Source organism: Citrobacter sp. RHBSTW-00887 (assembly GCF_013728095.1).
In the GTDB taxonomy this organism is placed as follows: Bacteria; Pseudomonadota; Gammaproteobacteria; order Enterobacterales; family Enterobacteriaceae; genus Citrobacter; species Citrobacter braakii.
Map to the genome: position 1 here is coordinate 607,272 of NZ_CP056267.1, position 17,342 is coordinate 624,613.

15 protein-coding genes and 1 other RNA gene are annotated in these 17,342 nt (G+C 48.4%); 9 read left to right on the forward strand and 7 right to left on the reverse strand.

Going from position 1 to position 17,342, the window contains the following annotated elements:
• Positions 1–4 precede the first annotated feature (4 nt).
• From gatB to garD, 5 genes are all read right to left on the reverse strand, one after another.
• A complete protein-coding gene (gatB, locus tag HV314_RS02935; RefSeq protein WP_003828616.1) occupies positions 5–289 on the reverse strand; it encodes a PTS galactitol transporter subunit IIB in 285 nt (94 codons plus the stop codon).
• Positions 290–318: 29 nt separating this feature from the next.
• Positions 319–783: a PTS galactitol transporter subunit IIA gene (gene gatA / locus HV314_RS02940; protein WP_019077770.1), complete on the reverse strand. Its 465-nt coding sequence runs from the start codon at positions 781–783 to the stop codon at positions 319–321.
• Positions 784–797: 14 nt separating this feature from the next.
• Complete coding sequence (gatZ, locus tag HV314_RS02945; protein ID WP_181547279.1) at positions 798–2,069, reverse strand: tagatose-bisphosphate aldolase subunit GatZ; 1,272 nt, start codon at positions 2,067–2,069, stop codon at positions 798–800.
• 132 nt (positions 2,070–2,201) lie between these two features.
• Complete coding sequence (locus HV314_RS02950; protein ID WP_103284275.1) at positions 2,202–3,056, reverse strand: tagatose bisphosphate family class II aldolase; 855 nt, start codon at positions 3,054–3,056, stop codon at positions 2,202–2,204.
• A gap of 176 nt (positions 3,057–3,232) precedes the next feature.
• On the reverse strand, positions 3,233–4,804 hold the full coding sequence (gene garD, locus HV314_RS02955) for a galactarate dehydratase (RefSeq protein WP_181547281.1): 1,572 nt from the start codon (positions 4,802–4,804) through the stop codon (positions 3,233–3,235).
• A gap of 403 nt (positions 4,805–5,207) precedes the next feature.
• Here garD and garP point away from each other — a divergent pair, with 403 nt between their 5' ends.
• The 7 genes from garP to HV314_RS02990 all read left to right on the forward strand — a co-directional run bounded on the left by garP (position 5,208) and on the right by HV314_RS02990 (position 12,635).
• Positions 5,208–6,542 (forward strand): galactarate/glucarate/glycerate transporter GarP, encoded by a 1,335-nt coding sequence (garP, locus tag HV314_RS02960; RefSeq protein WP_003024898.1) that lies wholly within the window; start codon positions 5,208–5,210, stop codon positions 6,540–6,542.
• Between the two features lie 15 nt (positions 6,543–6,557).
• Positions 6,558–7,328, forward strand: a complete 771-nt coding sequence (gene garL / locus HV314_RS02965; protein ID WP_046275519.1) for a 2-dehydro-3-deoxyglucarate aldolase — start codon at positions 6,558–6,560, stop codon at positions 7,326–7,328.
• A 30-nt stretch (positions 7,329–7,358) separates the two neighbouring features.
• Positions 7,359–8,249, forward strand: a complete 891-nt coding sequence (gene garR / locus HV314_RS02970; protein ID WP_016154635.1) for a 2-hydroxy-3-oxopropionate reductase — start codon at positions 7,359–7,361, stop codon at positions 8,247–8,249.
• Between the two features lie 65 nt (positions 8,250–8,314).
• A complete protein-coding gene (gene garK, locus HV314_RS02975) occupies positions 8,315–9,460 on the forward strand; it encodes a glycerate 2-kinase (RefSeq protein WP_047358544.1) in 1,146 nt (381 codons plus the stop codon).
• Between the two features lie 32 nt (positions 9,461–9,492).
• Positions 9,493–9,869, forward strand: an RNA gene (gene rnpB / locus HV314_RS02980) — RNase P RNA component class A.
• Between the two features lie 289 nt (positions 9,870–10,158).
• Positions 10,159–11,553: a tyrosine-type recombinase/integrase gene (locus HV314_RS02985; RefSeq protein ID WP_233592723.1), complete on the forward strand. Its 1,395-nt coding sequence runs from the start codon at positions 10,159–10,161 to the stop codon at positions 11,551–11,553.
• Positions 11,554–11,936: 383 nt separating this feature from the next.
• Positions 11,937–12,635, forward strand: a complete 699-nt coding sequence (locus tag HV314_RS02990; protein WP_053263614.1) for a YagK/YfjJ domain-containing protein — start codon at positions 11,937–11,939, stop codon at positions 12,633–12,635.
• A 306-nt stretch (positions 12,636–12,941) separates the two neighbouring features.
• On the opposite strand, the gene HV314_RS02995 is transcribed toward HV314_RS02990, so the two are convergent.
• Positions 12,942–13,520 carry a recombinase family protein gene (locus HV314_RS02995; RefSeq protein WP_053263615.1) on the reverse strand — a complete coding sequence of 193 codons (579 nt, stop codon included), beginning with the start codon at positions 13,518–13,520 and terminating at the stop codon, positions 12,942–12,944.
• 439 nt (positions 13,521–13,959) lie between these two features.
• Here HV314_RS02995 and HV314_RS03000 point away from each other — a divergent pair, with 439 nt between their 5' ends.
• Together HV314_RS03000 and HV314_RS03005 are read left to right on the forward strand one after the other, a co-directional pair.
• Complete coding sequence (locus tag HV314_RS03000; protein WP_181547283.1) at positions 13,960–15,933, forward strand: flagellin N-terminal helical domain-containing protein; 1,974 nt, start codon at positions 13,960–13,962, stop codon at positions 15,931–15,933.
• A gap of 80 nt (positions 15,934–16,013) precedes the next feature.
• Complete coding sequence (locus HV314_RS03005) at positions 16,014–16,538, forward strand: phase-1 flagellin repressor protein (protein ID WP_069219472.1); 525 nt, start codon at positions 16,014–16,016, stop codon at positions 16,536–16,538.
• 164 nt (positions 16,539–16,702) lie between these two features.
• Here the strand turns inward: HV314_RS03005 and HV314_RS27240 are convergent, their stop codons facing one another.
• On the reverse strand, positions 16,703–17,338 hold the full coding sequence (locus tag HV314_RS27240) for a hypothetical protein (RefSeq protein WP_239006815.1): 636 nt from the start codon (positions 17,336–17,338) through the stop codon (positions 16,703–16,705).
• Positions 17,339–17,342 lie beyond the last annotated feature (4 nt).

Consider the following 17,342-nt stretch of genomic DNA (forward strand, 5'->3'; position numbering starts at 1 on the left):
GGCGTTACCCCACGAGGATGGTCAGGATTTTTTGCTGCAATGCTTCGATACCCACGCCTGAGACAAAAGGCATGCCGTGAACCACCGGGATATCGCCAAATGTACGGTCAACGCGAGCCGTGGTACAAATGAGGTCTGCGCCGTCCATATAGGTTTCGATTTCTGTTACACGACACTGAACCAGGTCGAGTTGTATATTGTTGGCTTCACAGAGTTCTTTAATTTCTTCTGCAGCCATTGTTGAAGTTGCTACAGCACCGCCACAGGCCACAATTACTTTACGTTTCATAGGGTATTCCTTTTATTATCAGTTTTTTATCAAATCTGGGCACAGAGCTCAGACTCAAGGATTTTTTCCCGAAAGAGCATTGCCAGTTCTGCATCGGGCGCATTCAGTAATGCTTCAATGGTGTTCGGGTTTTGTAGCTCACTAAACAGACGACGCAGGAGCTTCAGTTGTGCCGTCGGGTTCTCAACGATTAAGGCGATAATTAAAGAGACGGCGATCTCTTCATCATCATCCGCTTGTTGAAAGTTGACCGGTGTATCCGGGCGAATCAGATAGATAGCAGGAGATTTAGCATGGACAGCTTCACAATGTGGAATCGCAACGGCATGACGTTCCAGCGCTATTCCAGTTGGAAAGGTTGCTTCACGCTCAATCAGGGCCTGCGGGTAACTTTCGTGCACGACCCCTTTGGCCAGCATCTCCTCCCCAATATGTGTCAGCGCATGCTGACACGAGCTAAAGTTAATTCCTGTTCGGACAAAAAGTTGGCTCATATATTCTCCTGATTTCAGGCAAGTGCTGGTGCGCAACCAAAGCGATAGGCGCGCAGAACGTCCTGAATTTTGTCGATAATCAGATTGTGTGGCGTCGCGGTTAATGTTCCTTCAGACAGACGCTCAAATTGCACGGGCATAAACTGGCTAATTAGCCCCAGTGGTAAAGCGACGTCATTAAGATTGGTTATTAATTTCTCTACGCTTTGACGAATGCGGGGATGCGGCCAGTAGTAACGAATACGGTCGGAGAGACTGAAGTGAATATCAACCATCGCCTGACTCCAGGTTGGGCGATAGTATTTTTTCCAGTAGTCCGGTTCATTCAACATAACTTCGTCAATCACTTCCAATACCCGGCTTCTTTGCTCCGGAGATACCAGTTCATTTTCCATTTGCGCAAGGGCAAAAATAGCTTCACGCAGAGCGAAGGTGAGTGCTGGACCCACTTTCAAAATCGCATAGTGATCGCGTACCAGCGCACGGTATGCCTGGCGGGTTTGATAATCGGTAGAATGCGCTTCGTAGACCATTGGGGTCTCTTTGATCCAGGCGGAAAGCGCTTTTGCAGCTTGTGGCTGATAGTGAATAATTTGAGTGTGATCGAATTCGACGCCGGGCTGGACCACAATGGCGATTACGCGCGTTAACGCTTCTTCAAGCCCTAATGCACTGAAGGCAACCTGATGGGTTTCCAGTGTCCGGGCGGCATCTTCTTCACGTGTGACATGAACGCTACCGATGGTGGTGGCTTCTCCACCAGGTACGGGAACTTCAGTGCCAATCACGTAAGTCAGTTGGCGTTTCTGTTCTTCGGTTGCTGTTGATTCTGCTGCCTGGCAAAGTATGGCTGCTCGCTGAGCAACAACCATCGGGTCTAGCGGTGTCGGATCGTCAGCGCAGGACATTGAAGCATCAAGATGGATTTTGCTGAATCCTGCGGCGACGTAAGCTTTAATCAAGGCTACGGATTTCTGCATCGCTTCTGCCGCTACTTCATTTTGCCAGCAGTTAGGGCCGAGGTGATCGCCCCCCAGGATCAGTCTTTCTCGAGGGAAGCCAATTTCTTGTGCGATGCCATAGACAAAATCACGGAAATCGGCGGGTTTCATCCCGGTATAGCCACCAAACTGATTAACCTGATTAGACGTTGCTTCGATCAGAACTTTACTGTCCGTATTGAGATCAAAGCGTAATGCGGATTCAATGACCAACGGATGTGCTGAACAAACAGAACAAATACCTAAATGTTCACCTGCTTTATGACGAGAGATTATTTCTTTCACTTCTATCTCCGATATCTTTTGTTTATCTTCATAATATTTTTGGATTGAAGGCAAAGGGTAAAAGCAGCTTTCGTGATCCAGCTTTAAAACAGACCTTTGCCAGAATTCATACAATTCATATTAATCAGTTACTTATAGTTTTCCTTCGCAACCGCAGTCGGCAATGACTTTACGTACCACTTCTTTCATGGCGGCTTTTGCTGGCATCATGTAATGCCGTGGGTCATTCGCATTAGTATGTGTACTCAGATAGGTTTTGAGTGCGCCAGAAAAGGCGATTTTGAGTTCGGTAGCGACATTGACTTTGCAGATCCCTAAAGAGATGGCGCGCTTAATATCATGCGCTGGCAGGCCGGATGCGCCATGTAGAACCAGTGGAATATCAACGGACTGACGAATTTCTGTTAGCCGTTCAAAATCCAGTTTAGGTTCAGTGCTATACAGACCATGAGCCGTGCCAATCGCGACCGCCAGTGAGTCGATACCGGTTTTTTCCACGAACTCCCGAGCCTGTTCTGGGTGGGTATAAAGCGCATCTTTTCCGTCCACGATTAGGTCATCTTCTTGTCCACCCAACCGTCCCAGCTCAGCTTCAACGCTAACGTCATAGCGATGGCAGTAATCCGTTACGTGTTTAACTAACGCAATGTTGTCGACAAACGGCAGATGGGAACCATCGATCATGACGGAGCGAATACCTGTAGCGACTTTCTCTTCAATATCGGTGGCGCTTTCATGGTGATCGAGATGGATGGCGAGAGGATGGTTCCAGCATCTTGCCAGTTCACTGGCGATTGCAACGATATTACCGACACCGGCATAGCTAAAAGTGCCAGGCGTGCCGGCGACGATCAACGGAGAGCGTAGTTCGGCTGCTGTTTCCACGACAACCTGTAAGGTCTCCAGGTTGTGAATGTTAAACGCCGGTACGGCATAGCCTTCTCGCTGTGCCTTCTTCAGCATCATTTTGCTTGAGATGATAAACATACTTCCTCCGAAGTCTTTCGATTGCTTTCTTCGAAATAAAGTATAGGGTTTCGTAACGTTTTTTTGTGATTTCGATCTGATAAATGAAAGTTTCGAAAGAAAAGGGAGGATTGCGAAAGTATATAGCAAAAAAAAGCATGCCCGAAGGCATGCTCATGAAGAAAAAACGTGGATAATCAGGTCACTGGCGCCGGGTTAAACACCGCCAGTTGGTTATGCAGTCCCCATTGATCCGAGAAGGTTTTCTTACGCCCGCTGGCGACGTCGAGAATAAACTCGAACAGTTTCAGACCCACGTCTTCAATGGTTTCTTCCCCGGTGGCGATGGTGCCTGCGTTGATGTCCATCAGGTCAAACCAACGGTTGGCCAGCTCGGTACGGGTCGCCATTTTTATCACCGGCACGGCCATCAGGCCGTACGGCGTACCGCGACCGGTGGTGAACACCTGCACGGTGATCCCGGAAGCGACCTGCTGCGTACCGCAGACAAAATCACTGGCGGGTGTAGCCGCGTAAATCAGGCCGCGTTTGGTTGGGCGTTGGCCCGGCGACAAGACTTCGACAATCGCGCTCTTGCCAGACTTGGCAATAGAACCCAGCGCTTTTTCCACCACGTTTGCCAGACCGCCTTTCTTGTTGCCAGGAGAAGGGTTGGCGCTGCGATCCGTTTTGCCCATATCAAGGTAGTTATCGTACCAGGCCATCTCTTCAAGCAGGCGTTTACCTACTTCTTCGTTAATCGCACGTGGGGTCAGAAGATGGATGGCATCGCGCACTTCGGTAACCTCAGAGAACATTACGGTGGCGCCGCAGCGTACTAACAGGTCGGAGGCATAACCGACCGCCGGGTTGGCCGTCACGCCTGAAAACGCATCGCTGCCGCCGCACTGCATGCCGACCACCAGTTCTGATGCCGGGCAGGTTTCACGCTGGCGTTGATTGAGTTTTGCCAGATGGCGTTCGGCCACCTGCAAAATATCGGCAACCATCGATTGAAAGCCAACGTGTTTTTCATCCTGCAGGCTGACGATGCTGGCGCTGTCGACCGGAATACTTTTCACATCGTGCGTGCCTTCCAGCAGGCGCTCTGGCTGCAGTTTTTCGCAGCCGAGGCCAATGACCATCACTTCACCGCCAAAGTTCGGGTTTAGCGCAATATTGTGAATGGTACGAATCGGCACGATGGCGGCTGGGGCATTAATCGCCACGCCGCAGCCGTACAGATGATTGAGTCCGACCACGCCGTCAACGTTCGGGTATTTGGGCAGCAGATTGCGCTCAATGATTTTCACCACATAATCCACCACGCCCGCCACGCAGTGCACACTGGTGGAAATACCGAGCAGATTCTTGGTGCCGACACTACCGTCCGCATTGCGATAACCTTCGAAGGTGTAACCCTCAAGAGGCGGCAGCGGCTCTGGCACTTTGGTTGCCAGCGGCAGCGTCTCCAGCGGCGGGGCCTTGGGTAGCTCAACCATTGATTCATCAATCCAACTGCCGCGTGGGATATCGCGAACGGCATAGCCTATCACTTCGCCATAACGCACGATTTCGCCGCGAACAGGAATATCCAAGAGCGCCACTTTATGTCCCTGGGGAATATGTTCAATGAGTTCCAGTCCGTCTGGAAAACGCGTCCCAGCTTTCAGACCATTGTCATTGACAATTATCGCCACATTATCTGTTTCGTGAACTTTAATATAAAACGCCGTTGGCGATTCTTGTCTGATTTCGATGTCGGCCATTGTCCAGTATTCTCCAACAAGATGGTGATAATAGTTTGGATATTTATATTTTGAATCTAATTATAAGTAATAAAGATTCGGTATCGTGAAATAAGAATGTCAGGAGTTTATCGCCAAGAATGTGATGATGATCACTTAAACTCAGCAAGGCCGCCCCACCAGGGGTAGCAATACGTAAATGTGTGCATTAGCGCCCATGTATGTGTGCATATGCCCAAAACATTATTTTAATAACGCATGTTTAATGAGCGCTTGCACAATGATTAACGTTGCGCTGCTGATTATACTAAATCACGGTTTCATAGCGTCTGATAAATTATTAAGCATTCTTATTATCAGTAATTTATCACCAGGAATATCTACCCAATAATAATAAAAATTTAATGTACCCGAGGTAATTAGAATGATTCTGGATACAGTTGTCGAGAAAAAGAAAGGCACGCACACCCGTTACTTAATATTGCTGATAATATTTATCGTTACAGCCGTTAACTATGCGGACCGTGCAACGCTGTCAATTGCCGGCACGGAAGTGGCGAAAGAGTTACAGCTCAGTGCCATCTCAATGGGGTACATTTTCTCCGCTTTCGGCTGGGCTTACCTGTTAATGCAAATCCCCGGCGGCTGGCTGCTGGATAAGTTCGGTTCAAAGAAAGTCTATACCTACAGCCTGTTCTTCTGGTCGCTGTTTACCTTCCTGCAGGGCTTTGTCGACATGTTCCCGCTGGCCTGGGCGGGTATTTCAATGTTCATCATGCGCTTTATGCTGGGCTTCTCGGAAGCGCCGTCCTTCCCGGCGAATGCCCGTATCGTGGCGGCCTGGTTCCCGACGAAAGAGCGCGGTACGGCGTCCGCAATTTTTAACTCCGCACAGTATTTCTCTCTGGCGCTGTTTTCGCCGCTGCTGGGCTGGCTGACCTTCGCCTGGGGCTGGGAACACGTCTTTACCGTGATGGGCGTGATTGGTTTTGTGCTCACCGGACTGTGGGTAAAGTTTATTCATAACCCAACCGATCACCCGCGTATGTCGCAAGAAGAGCTGAAGTTTATCTCTGAAAACGGCGCGGTCGTGGATATGGACCATAAAAAGCCGGGTGATGTGAAGTCAGGCGGTCCTAAATTGCATTATATCAAGCAGTTGCTCACTAACCGTATGATGCTCGGCGTGTTCTTCGGACAGTATTTTATCAACACAATTACCTGGTTTTTCCTCACCTGGTTCCCGATTTACCTGGTACAGGAAAAAGGCATGTCGATCCTGAAAGTGGGCCTGGTGGCTTCGATCCCTGCGCTGTGCGGATTTGCCGGTGGCGTACTCGGCGGCGTGTTCTCTGATTATCTGATTAAACGTGGCTTCAGCATCACTCTGGCACGTAAGCTGCCGATTGTGCTCGGAATGCTGCTCGCCTCGACCATTATTCTGTGTAACTACACCGATAACACCACCCTGGTGGTGGCGCTGATGGCGCTGGCGTTCTTCGGTAAAGGCTTCGGGGCGCTGGGGTGGCCGGTGATTTCCGATACTGCGCCGAAAGAGATTGTCGGTCTGTGCGGTGGGGTATTTAACGTATTTGGCAATGTGGCTTCCATCGTCACCCCGCTGGTGATTGGGTATCTGGTGAGCGAGCTGCACTCATTTAATGCTGCGCTGATGTTTGTAGGGTGCTCGGCGCTGATGGCAATGGTTTGCTACCTGTTTATTGTCGGTGACATTAAACGTATGGAATTGCAGAAATAAACAAAGGTGTAAGCGATGAATAACACGATTTTTCCGAATAAGTTTAAAGCGGCTCTCGCGGCGCAACAGATTCAGATTGGCTGCTGGTCTGCATTAGCCAGCCCAATCAGTACCGAAGTTTTAGGCCTGGCGGGTTTTGACTGGCTGGTGCTGGACGGCGAACACGCGCCGAACGACATATCGACGTTTATCCCGCAATTGATGGCGCTGAAAGGCAGCGCCAGCGCGCCGGTAGTGCGCGTACCGACCAACGAGCCGGTAATTATCAAACGCCTGCTGGATATCGGATTTTACAATTTCCTGATCCCGTTCGTGGAGACGGAAGAAGAGGCGGTGAACGCCGTGGCGTCGACCCGCTATCCGCCGGAAGGTATTCGCGGCGTGTCCGTATCCCATCGCGCCAATATGTTTGGCACCGTACCGGACTACTTTGCGCAGTCGAATAAGAACATCACCATCATCGTGCAGATCGAAAGTCAGGAGGGCGTCGATAACGTTGACGCAATCGCGGCGACAGAAGGCGTCGACGGGGTCTTCGTCGGCCCAAGCGATCTGGCTGCGGCGTTAGGCCACCTCGGCAATGCGTCACACCCTGATGTGCAGAAAGCTATCCAGCACATTTTTGCCCGCGCGAAAGCACACGGCAAACCAAGCGGCATTCTGGCCCCGGTAGAGGCGGATGCGCGTCGTTATCTGGAGTGGGGCGCGACGTTTGTTGCCGTTGGCAGCGATCTTGGCGTGTTCCGTTCAGCCACGCAAAAATTGGCTGATTCTTTTAAGAAATAACCACCCTCGACAGTAGAGAGAGATAAAGACATGACAATGAAAGTTGGTTTTATTGGCCTCGGTATTATGGGTAAACCAATGAGTAAAAACCTCCTCAAGGCAGGTTACTCGCTGGTGGTTGCTGACCGTAACCCGGAATCCATTGCGGAAGTGATTGCCGCAGGCGCAGAAACCGCCGCCACGGCGAAAGATATTGCCGAGCAGTGCGATGTGATCATCACCATGCTGCCGAATTCTCCGCATGTGAAAGAAGTGGCGCTGGGAGAGGGCGGCATTATTGAAGGGGCGAAACCGGGGACAGTGCTGATCGACATGAGCTCCATCGCGCCGTTAGCCAGCCGTGAAATCAGCGACGCGCTGAAAGCGAAAGGCGTGGATATGCTGGACGCGCCGGTAAGCGGCGGTGAACCGAAAGCCATCGACGGTACTCTGTCGGTGATGGTTGGCGGTGATAAAGCGATTTTTGACAAATATTACGATCTGATGAAGGCGATGGCAGGTTCCGTGGTACATACCGGTGATATCGGCGCGGGTAACGTCACCAAGCTGGCGAATCAGGTGATTGTGGCGCTGAACATTGCGGCGATGTCGGAAGCGCTGACGCTTGCGACCAAAGCGGGCGTAAACCCGGATCTGGTGTATCAGGCGATCCGTGGTGGGCTGGCGGGAAGCACCGTACTGGATGCGAAAGCGCCGATGGTTATGGACAGAAACTTTAAGCCGGGTTTCCGTATCGACCTGCATATTAAAGATCTGGCGAACGCGCTGGATACCTCTCATGGCGTTGGCGCTCAGTTACCGCTGACTGCTGCAGTCATGGAGATGATGCAGGCGCTACGCGCTGATGGGCTGGGCACCGCCGATCATAGCGCACTCGCATGCTACTACGAAAAACTGGCGAAAGTGGAAGTCACTCGCTAACAAGAAGGGCGCGGATGCGCGCCCTGTATTTCTTGCCTTGCGCGGCACTGTCAGGCTACATAACTATGAAAATCGTAATTGCCCCAGACTCTTATAAAGAAAGCCTTTCTGCCACCGAGGTAGCTCAGGCAATAGAAAAAGGATTTCGGGAAATTTTCCCCGATGCGCAATATGTTTCTGTCCCGGTTGCCGATGGCGGTGAAGGAACGGTCGAAGCCATGATTGCCGCTACGCAGGGGAGTGAACATTCAGCGTGGGTGACGGGGCCGCTGGGCGAAAAAGTGAATGCCTGCTGGGGCATGTCTGGAGATGGTAAAACCGCGTTTATCGAAATGGCGGCAGCCAGCGGTCTGGCGTTGGTTCCACCTGAAAAGCGTAACCCGTTAGTCACCACGTCGCGCGGCACCGGGGAGTTGATTTTGCAGGCGCTGGATAGCGGTGCGCAGAGCATCATTATTGGTATTGGCGGCAGTGCGACCAACGACGGCGGCGCGGGTATGGTGCAGGCGCTGGGGGCGAAACTCTGCGACGCCAACGGGACAGAGATTGGCAACGGTGGTGGAAGCCTGGAGAGTCTGAACACCATCGATATAACGGGCCTGGATCCGCGCTTAAAAACCTGCTCAATTCGCGTGGCCTGCGATGTGACCAATCCACTTACCGGCGATACTGGCGCTTCGCGCATTTTTGGCCCGCAGAAAGGGGCGACGGAAGAACGCATTATCGAACTGGACCGCAATCTGTCTCACTATGCCGACATCATTAAAAAATCGCTGCGGGTTGATGTGAAAGACGTTCCTGGCTCTGGTGCGGCAGGCGGAATGGGCGCCGCGTTAATGGCTTTTTTAGGTGCGGAGTTGCGCAGTGGTATTGAGATTGTGACCCAGGCGCTCAATCTGGAAGAGCATATTCATGACTGTACGCTGGTGGTGACCGGAGAAGGGCGGATTGACAGCCAGAGCATTCACGGCAAAGTGCCGGTGGGTGTGGCGAATGTCGCGAAGAAGTACCACAAGCCGGTAATTGGTATTGGCGGTAGCCTGACGCGCGATGTGGAGGTGGTGCATCAATATGGTATCGATGCGGTGTTTAGCGTATTAACCACCATCAGCACGCTGGAAGAGGCCTTTCGTGGGGCATTTGATAATATTTATCGCGCTTCAAGAAACATCGCCGCCACGTTGGCGATAGGAATGCGCAGTGCGGGGTGACAATGCCCCGCAAACCCTCTATACTGCGCGCCGAAGCTGACCAGACAGTCGCCGCTTCGTCGTCGTCCTCTTCGGGGGAGACGGGCGGAGGGGAGGAAAGTCCGGGCTCCATAGGGCAGGGTGCCAGGTAACGCCTGGGGGGGAAACCCACGACCAGTGCAACAGAGAGCAAACCGCCGATGGCCCACGCAAGTGGGATCAGGTAAGGGTGAAAGGGTGCGGTAAGAGCGCACCGCGCGGCTGGTAACAGTCCGTGGCACGGTAAACTCCACCCGGAGCAAGGCCAAATAGGGGTTCACAAGGTACGGCCCGTACTGAACCCGGGTAGGCTGCTTGAGCCAGTGAGCGATTGCTGGCCTAGATGAATGACTGTCCACGACAGAACCCGGCTTATCGGTCAGCTTCAACTCATTCAAAAACAATACGTTGGTGTGTCTCAGGCCTTAATAGGTGAAAATGTGACACAGACTGTGATACAGACGAGGCACACCAACGGCTGTTCCATCCCGAATATCCTAAAGCGTGGCAACCGTTACAGCCTTCATTTTAGACTGCCTTCAGGCGGTTTCTTTCGTGTGTCGCTGGGCTGCGATTCAGCCAGTAGAGCAAGATTTATATCTTCCCGTCTCTCGATGTTCATTTCTTTTGTAAAATCGTCCAAGATGGAGCCAGCCCAACTATTGGATATAGTGCAGAAAATGAAGAAGTTAGAACAAGACGATATTGATCGTTATTTGCTTAAAATTCAGGCAGATTTTTACGCCGCAGCAAAAAAAATTCCCGCAACTGTACGTAACACCCTGCGAGAATCCGGTTCATTGGCTCGTGAAAAACGTAATGCGCGTGATTTTGGATTACTACTTGATGGAACCTTTAAACAAGATGTTGAACCGCTGTCGACAGATTCAGTCATAGAGCAACTTGGTAGCCAGTTTGATCTTACGGGCATGGCGGATGAAGTCGATTATTTGGCCTCAGAGTACGACCTTCTCTTGAGACATTACTGCGATGCACATATAGCCTTTATGGATCAACGACATTCTGATTATCGCCAGATCGTTAACTCTATGCGACCTGACAATTATAACGTTTCCATCTCAGAGGATAAGCCTGAAAAACCATTGCGCTCTAAACTGACCCTATCTGAGGCATGGAAAGGTTTTGTAAATTTTAGGTCGGGCTGGACCCCTAAAATTCGGCAGGGGAATGAAAAATACTATGAAGTGATAGAGGCAGTTTTGGGAGCTGATACTCAAGTTTCTGACATTACTCGGCGCGATATTAAAAACCTGCTTGAGGTAGTTGAAGGTTTACCTCGTCAGAATAAGAGGCCTTATAACCGAATGACTATTGAGCAATGTTTGGACTTGGATGAAGTTCCAGAAGCAGACCTGGTTTCACCCAAAACGGTCAAAGATTATCTGAAGTTGTGTCAGGGACTGTTTTCAACCTACCTGACTAAAGAAGAGGATATTCTTGAATCATCACCGACACTTAATGTTCCGTACCAAGCTAAAAGCCTCAGCTATGGTTATTACACCGGAGCAGAAATGCGAAAATTGGTATGTCACTTCGCGACTTTGGATGGTTGGAAAAAATGGGTTTTTTTGCTACTGGCGTATACTGGCGCTCGGCGCTCTGAAATCGCAAAACTGAATGTTTCTGATGTGCGGTTGGACGAGGACAGTCAGAGACATTACATAATGATTGGGGATAGTAAAACTGAGGCAGGGATTCGGCAGGTTCCTATCTCACAACGTTTGATCAATATGGGTTTTTTGGATTATTTGGATAGCAAAAAGGCAGATACTAATTTGTTCCCCGAAATCACTAATACAAGTCAGGTAACGCGGCTTTTTCATGCGATACGTGAACAATTGGGTATTGATTATCTTGATGATTATAAAAATAGACGTATTGTGCATAGCTTACGTCACACTTTCGTAACTGAAATTCAGGCAAAGCACACCCTCACACTTGTTCAGCAAACGATAGGTCACGAACATTCAAACCAAGGACAAACCAAGGTTTACACGGGCAAGATGAAAGTTTCGGATTTGCTTCCAGTCGTTGATAGTGTTGACTGGTTTTAGTGATAGTCATTCTAATTCAATGGGTTTGCTGAGTCGTAGCTAAGCGTTTATCGACAGGGAAGCACAATGTCGGAGTATCGCAAAAACGGAAAAATTGCAGAAGCAAACCTGAAAAATACCGCAGATTAAAATATTCTTTGCACTGCTATTTGTTTTGAGTTATTGTTATTTTAGGTTTCTATATTCCGTGTAAACTTTCTTCGAAAAAATTTCATCCATCTTTTTTGCCGTCAGGCTTTGCTTGATGGGGTTTGCACTACCTGTACCCGCTTCGTTTTACGGTGGTCAGATGGTAATAACTTATACGTGTGTGCGTGTACGCGAGGGTTGTTTATATAACTAACTTGGGGGGTATTGTGTCAGAAGAAGGATGTGCTCAGTCAATGCTCACACAGGCTACGCCTTACACAACCAAAGGTCATGCACACGGGCGTTACAGGGTAATCGATGGTGATGTTTTCATTCGTCATGGTTACTCCTACCCGATCAACACCACCGACCAATCTGGTGTTCGCCTTGATATCCTTACCCCTATAGCAGAACAGCTTGATGCAATACTGTCCATCTACAGCCGGGTTTACTTCTCTCGCTTCGATTTACGCTTACCTGAGAATACCCCAATAGACACAGGCAACAGGTGGGTAAGCGACCTGTTTAAAAAACTACGTGAACGCCTGAGGGCTAAATTAAACAGGCCTGAGGGATTGGCAGAACCGATCCTCAACTTTGCTTATGGCTGGGTACGGGAGCAAGAGAAAGCAAAACAGGTGCATTACCATTGCTGGATTGCCCTCCCGCATCGACAGGTCAGACGCCTTGGGACACCCACAAGTGGCATTGCCGGAAGCATTGTTGAAATCTGGATGGGTCTGACGGGCGGTAAAGCAGCGCTGGTGGAGCTGCCAAAGGCAACGGAAAGATATCCGAATTATTACATTATCGAAAGAAATAAGCCGAAAACGCTCGAGGGGCCTTTTCTGTGGGTATCGTATCTGGCGAAAGAGCGTGGAAAGTATCAGACCGGAAATGGGGATCGGGTCCACTCAACATCAAAATTGAGCAATAAAAACCATAATTGCTAAATCCTTAGTGTAACGCTCTCTACGGCCTTCAAATTAGGAAGTAGTACCTACGCATTACCCATACTACAAAAAACGCTCACGATAGCGCTCATTGCGTTTAACAATGCCTTCTCTCATATACTACGGCTTAACTTTTAAATATAGCACTCCATCACTATCTTTTCCAGGTGGATTTAAGCTGGTGTGCGGCTCCGCTGGAGTTACTGTCGCCAGAATATTTCGAATTAATTGACCCGAAAATAGCCATAATTAAGCCTCAAACGTTGGCAGGGCAGCATCTGAATCTGAGTGAAGACAGGTTAAATCTTACGCCTCTTTGATGTTCCAGTTTCGTTTGATAGTCGGGAGACTTAAATTCAATGCTAACGCCGCTTTGGACTGACTCAGCCCCTTAGCTCTGGCTTCCTGTACACGCTGAAGGGTATCTGCCGCAACCGGACGGCCTAACTTCTTCCCTTCCTTCCTGGCTCTTACTAATCCTTCTTTTGTGCGTTCAATAATGCGGGATTTTTCGAACTCCGCAAACGCTGAAAACATTTGTAGCATCAGCTTCCCTTCCGCGCTGGAAAGGTTACGCACAGGCAGATCCAGCGACACTACATCTATCTCTTTTTCTACCAACATCGCTATAGTTTGCTGCACATCGATGTTGTCACGACCTAAGCGATCTAGCTTCAGCACCACTAGTCGATCCCCAGCTTCCAGCTTATGAGTAACCATATCGGCAAAGCCTTTACGCTTCATTGCCTGTACGCCACCGGATACCGTCTCCGAGACAACACGATTCTCAGGCACTTCATAACCAGCCTGACGAATCGCCATAATCTGGTTTTCTGTTGACTGTTCGCTGGTAGACACACGGCAATATGCAAATGTACGGCTCATAATCGCTCTCCTGATTGGTGTCAAAAACGGTATCATAATCAACTAATGGTATCATAATGTCAATGTGCTAATTTAATGATACTAATTTAGGGTAGGGTTTACTGGTGTCATAAAACGTTAGATTGTTGATACCAGCTAGGTCAATGTCATTGACCTGTATGATATTTGTAAAAGATCGAGAGTTGCCTTTGGAAGCTAACGGAACATGCTTGACCGATCAGACAATCATTTAGCAATTTTTTGTGAAGAGACGAGATAAGACATACCTGATGAAAATTCTATCGTATTGGGTATATGACGAACAGCGGAACTTTGTGTATTAAATATAGTTAAAACAATAATTTAATATTAACAAAAAAAATATAAAGTTTAGGTCAAAGTTGTCGATAACTTGAATGACACAGGTAAGCCTGGCTTATACACCCAAAAGGAAAATTTTATGGCACAAGTCATCAATACTAACAGCCTGTCGCTGTTGACTCAAAATAACCTGAACAAATCACAGTCTTCTCTGAGTTCGGCTATCGAGCGTCTGTCTTCCGGACTGCGTATCAACAGCGCGAAAGACGATGCTGCAGGTCAGGCGATTGCTAACCGTTTCACATCTAACATCAAAGGCCTTACTCAGGCTTCCCGAAACGCCAACGATGGTATCTCTGTTGCTCAGACAACTGAAGGCGCGCTGTCTGAAATCAATAACAACCTGCAGCGTGTTCGTGAGTTGGCTGTTCAGGCAACCAACGGCACCAACTCCCAGTCCGACCTGGACTCTATCCAGAATGAAATCACCCAGCGTCTGGGCGAAATCGACCGCGTATCCGGTCAGACTCAGTTCAACGGCGTGAAAGTGCTGGCGTCCGACAGCTCCATGAAAATCCAGGTTGGTGCGAACGATGGCGAAACCATCACTATCGACCTGAAAGAAATCACCTCTAAGACTCTTGGCCTGACTGGCTTCAACGTGAACGGTAAAGGTGAAGTAGCGAACAAAGCTGCTACTGCAGATAGCCTGACGCTGGCTGGATTTGATAAAGGTGTACCTGATAAAGATGGTACCATTACTTTCAAAAAGGATGTCGATAATGCTAAAGCGACAGCCTCAGATGTGATGACAAGCGTTAAAGATAAAAGCACCTTACATTTTGACGGCACCGGTAATGGGCTTGGCGTTGCAGCCACAGATAATAAATACACTTACGATGCAGCAAGTAAATCGTATAGCTTTAGCGCGACAGGAGTTTCTTCTACAAACGCTCTGAATAAATTTGCTCCAAACGCCGGGGATTCATTCACCGCGAATGTAAAAATTGGCGCAACTACCCAAGATGTAAAAGTAAGTAAAGACGGAACTATCACATCCACAGATGGCAAAGCGCTTTTTCTGGATGCTAAGGGTAACCTGACCCAGACAAGTAACGGCCAGACTAAGGCGGCTACCTGGGATAATCTGATTGCTAATACCGATACTACCGGTTTAGACGCTTATGGTAATCCGACTGCATCAGCCGTAAACACAACGATTAAAGTTGGAGATACTACGATTACCTCAGTAGGCGGCAGTGCAGAAATGCACAAAGCTAATGCTTATTCAGCTGCTTATAAAACTGCATATGATAATGCTTATGCTACTAAATATAATGCAGATTATAAAACAACATATGACGCTCAAATTAACGGCGGTGCTGATACTGCTGATGCTGAAGCCGCTGCAACTGCTTTTGCTACAGGAACCGCAAAAACTGCGGGTGATACCGCAGGTGTAGCAGCGGGTACGCTTGCAAAAACTGCAATGACTACTCCGTCTAACGCAACAGTAGACGTATCCGGAGCAAAAATTTCAGCTACGGAAATGGCAAAAGATATCAGCACTGGTGATTTCACGGTTACTGACGGCCAAGGGGCTGGTGTATATTCAGTTACTGCGGGCGCTGTAAAATATGATTCGGATGGCGCAGGAACTGCTGCTACAGCTAAGGATGCTTTTACCGATATCGAAGGTAAACTGACCAACGTCGCTAAAGAAACTGTGAACTACTATGCTCACTCCAATGGTGCTGTCACAAACAACGCTGGCTCAAAAATTTACCTAAATGAAAGTGGTAAACTGACTACCGAGTCCACCACAAAGTCAACATCTACCTCCGATCCGTTGAAAGCGTTGGATGACGCTCTGGCTAAAGTTGACGCACTGCGTTCCGACCTGGGTGCAGTACAGAACCGTTTCGATTCTGCTATCACCAACCTGGGCAACACTGTAAACAACCTGTCTTCTGCTCGTAGCCGTATCGAAGATTCCGACTACGCGACCGAAGTATCTAACATGTCTCGTGCACAGATCCTGCAACAGGCGGGTACTTCTGTTCTGGCGCAGGCTAACCAGACCACGCAGAACGTACTGTCTCTGCTGCGTTAATATAGTTTATAGTACTAAGCCCCGTGATTGCGGGGCTTTTTTGTTTAATGTGCTAAAACTGGTTCTAAGGTACAACTGTTATGAATGATATCTCATATGGTCGAGAAGCGGAAAAATGGCCCCGTGAATATTCTACGCTTGCTCGCAGGATACAATTTCTACGCTTCAATGATTATCCTGTAAAGTTGGTAAGCGGCAACGGGCAATCAATAATCGGTTATATTTCAAAGTTTAATCAGAAAGAAAATATGATCTTGGCATCTGATGAAGCTAAGGGAAGCAATAGGATTGAGGTAAAACTTGAGTTTCTCGCATCACTCGAAGAATTGCCGATTGGCGAAAGTTTAACCGCAAGACTTATTGCTGCTGATGTTTTTAATGTTCAGCCATGTGACCCAACAAGGAAAGACTTTTTCTCTATCTGCAATAAGTGCTTTAAACAAGGGGTGGGTATAAAAGTACATATGCTAGATGGGCGTATTCTGATAGGGGAAACAACAGGTGTTAATGCTTGCCAAGTCGGAATGATTAGACCAAATGGCAACCATATGCAGATCATGTTTGACTGGGTTAGCAGAATAACCTCTTCAGATTACTCTGATTAAATATTAATATTATCAGTTGGTTATCATTATTTAAAAGGATACTTGGTCAAGAGAATGAGTAACTAACTCAATAAATATGGATCCGTTTAGCTGAGCTTGCATCTTGTTTTGTTTTCAACATGACGTTACTAAAAGAGGCCGCTAGATGCAGCCCTTGAGATTCGTCATCGGAAATCTTTCATTCTGAATTTGTACGTTACGTCGTCAGAGTCCGCGTGTAACTCTTTCACTGTGAGTTCGTCATATCGAACCATAAACACCACATTAAATTCAACATTACTAGTACCCCGCCAACGGTTAGAACTTTGACCTGACTCTGTCCAAATCACGTTGTCATCAGATAATTTACAGTTGAATGAAAAACGCTGGTTATCCGAAGGGCGCATGTATGAAACAGTAAACACTCCAGCCGTTTTCGTTTTGGCTACTTGAGTTTTACCCACACTCTTACCGAACATACCTGCAATTGCTGCCTTACAGACTTGAGATTGAGTGAATGGCGTAGTTGATGCTGGCATAAGGTTCACCGACGCAGCTTTCTTTACCTTTACTGCTTCACGCGCAACAAATGGCTGGCTTGTTGGGGCATCATTGCTAGCTACATCATTCGAGTAATAGGCGTTCCCAGTATTCTCACTACCACCGCCACTACATCCTTTATAAATCGCGATTGCGATGAAACCTAAAAAAATGAATCCTCTCACGGGAGACTGATATGGTTTTTTAACACCACAACCTAGACACACTTTCGCTTCTGAAGAAACCTTCTGCCCACACTCTCTGCAAGACCTTATTGCCATGATA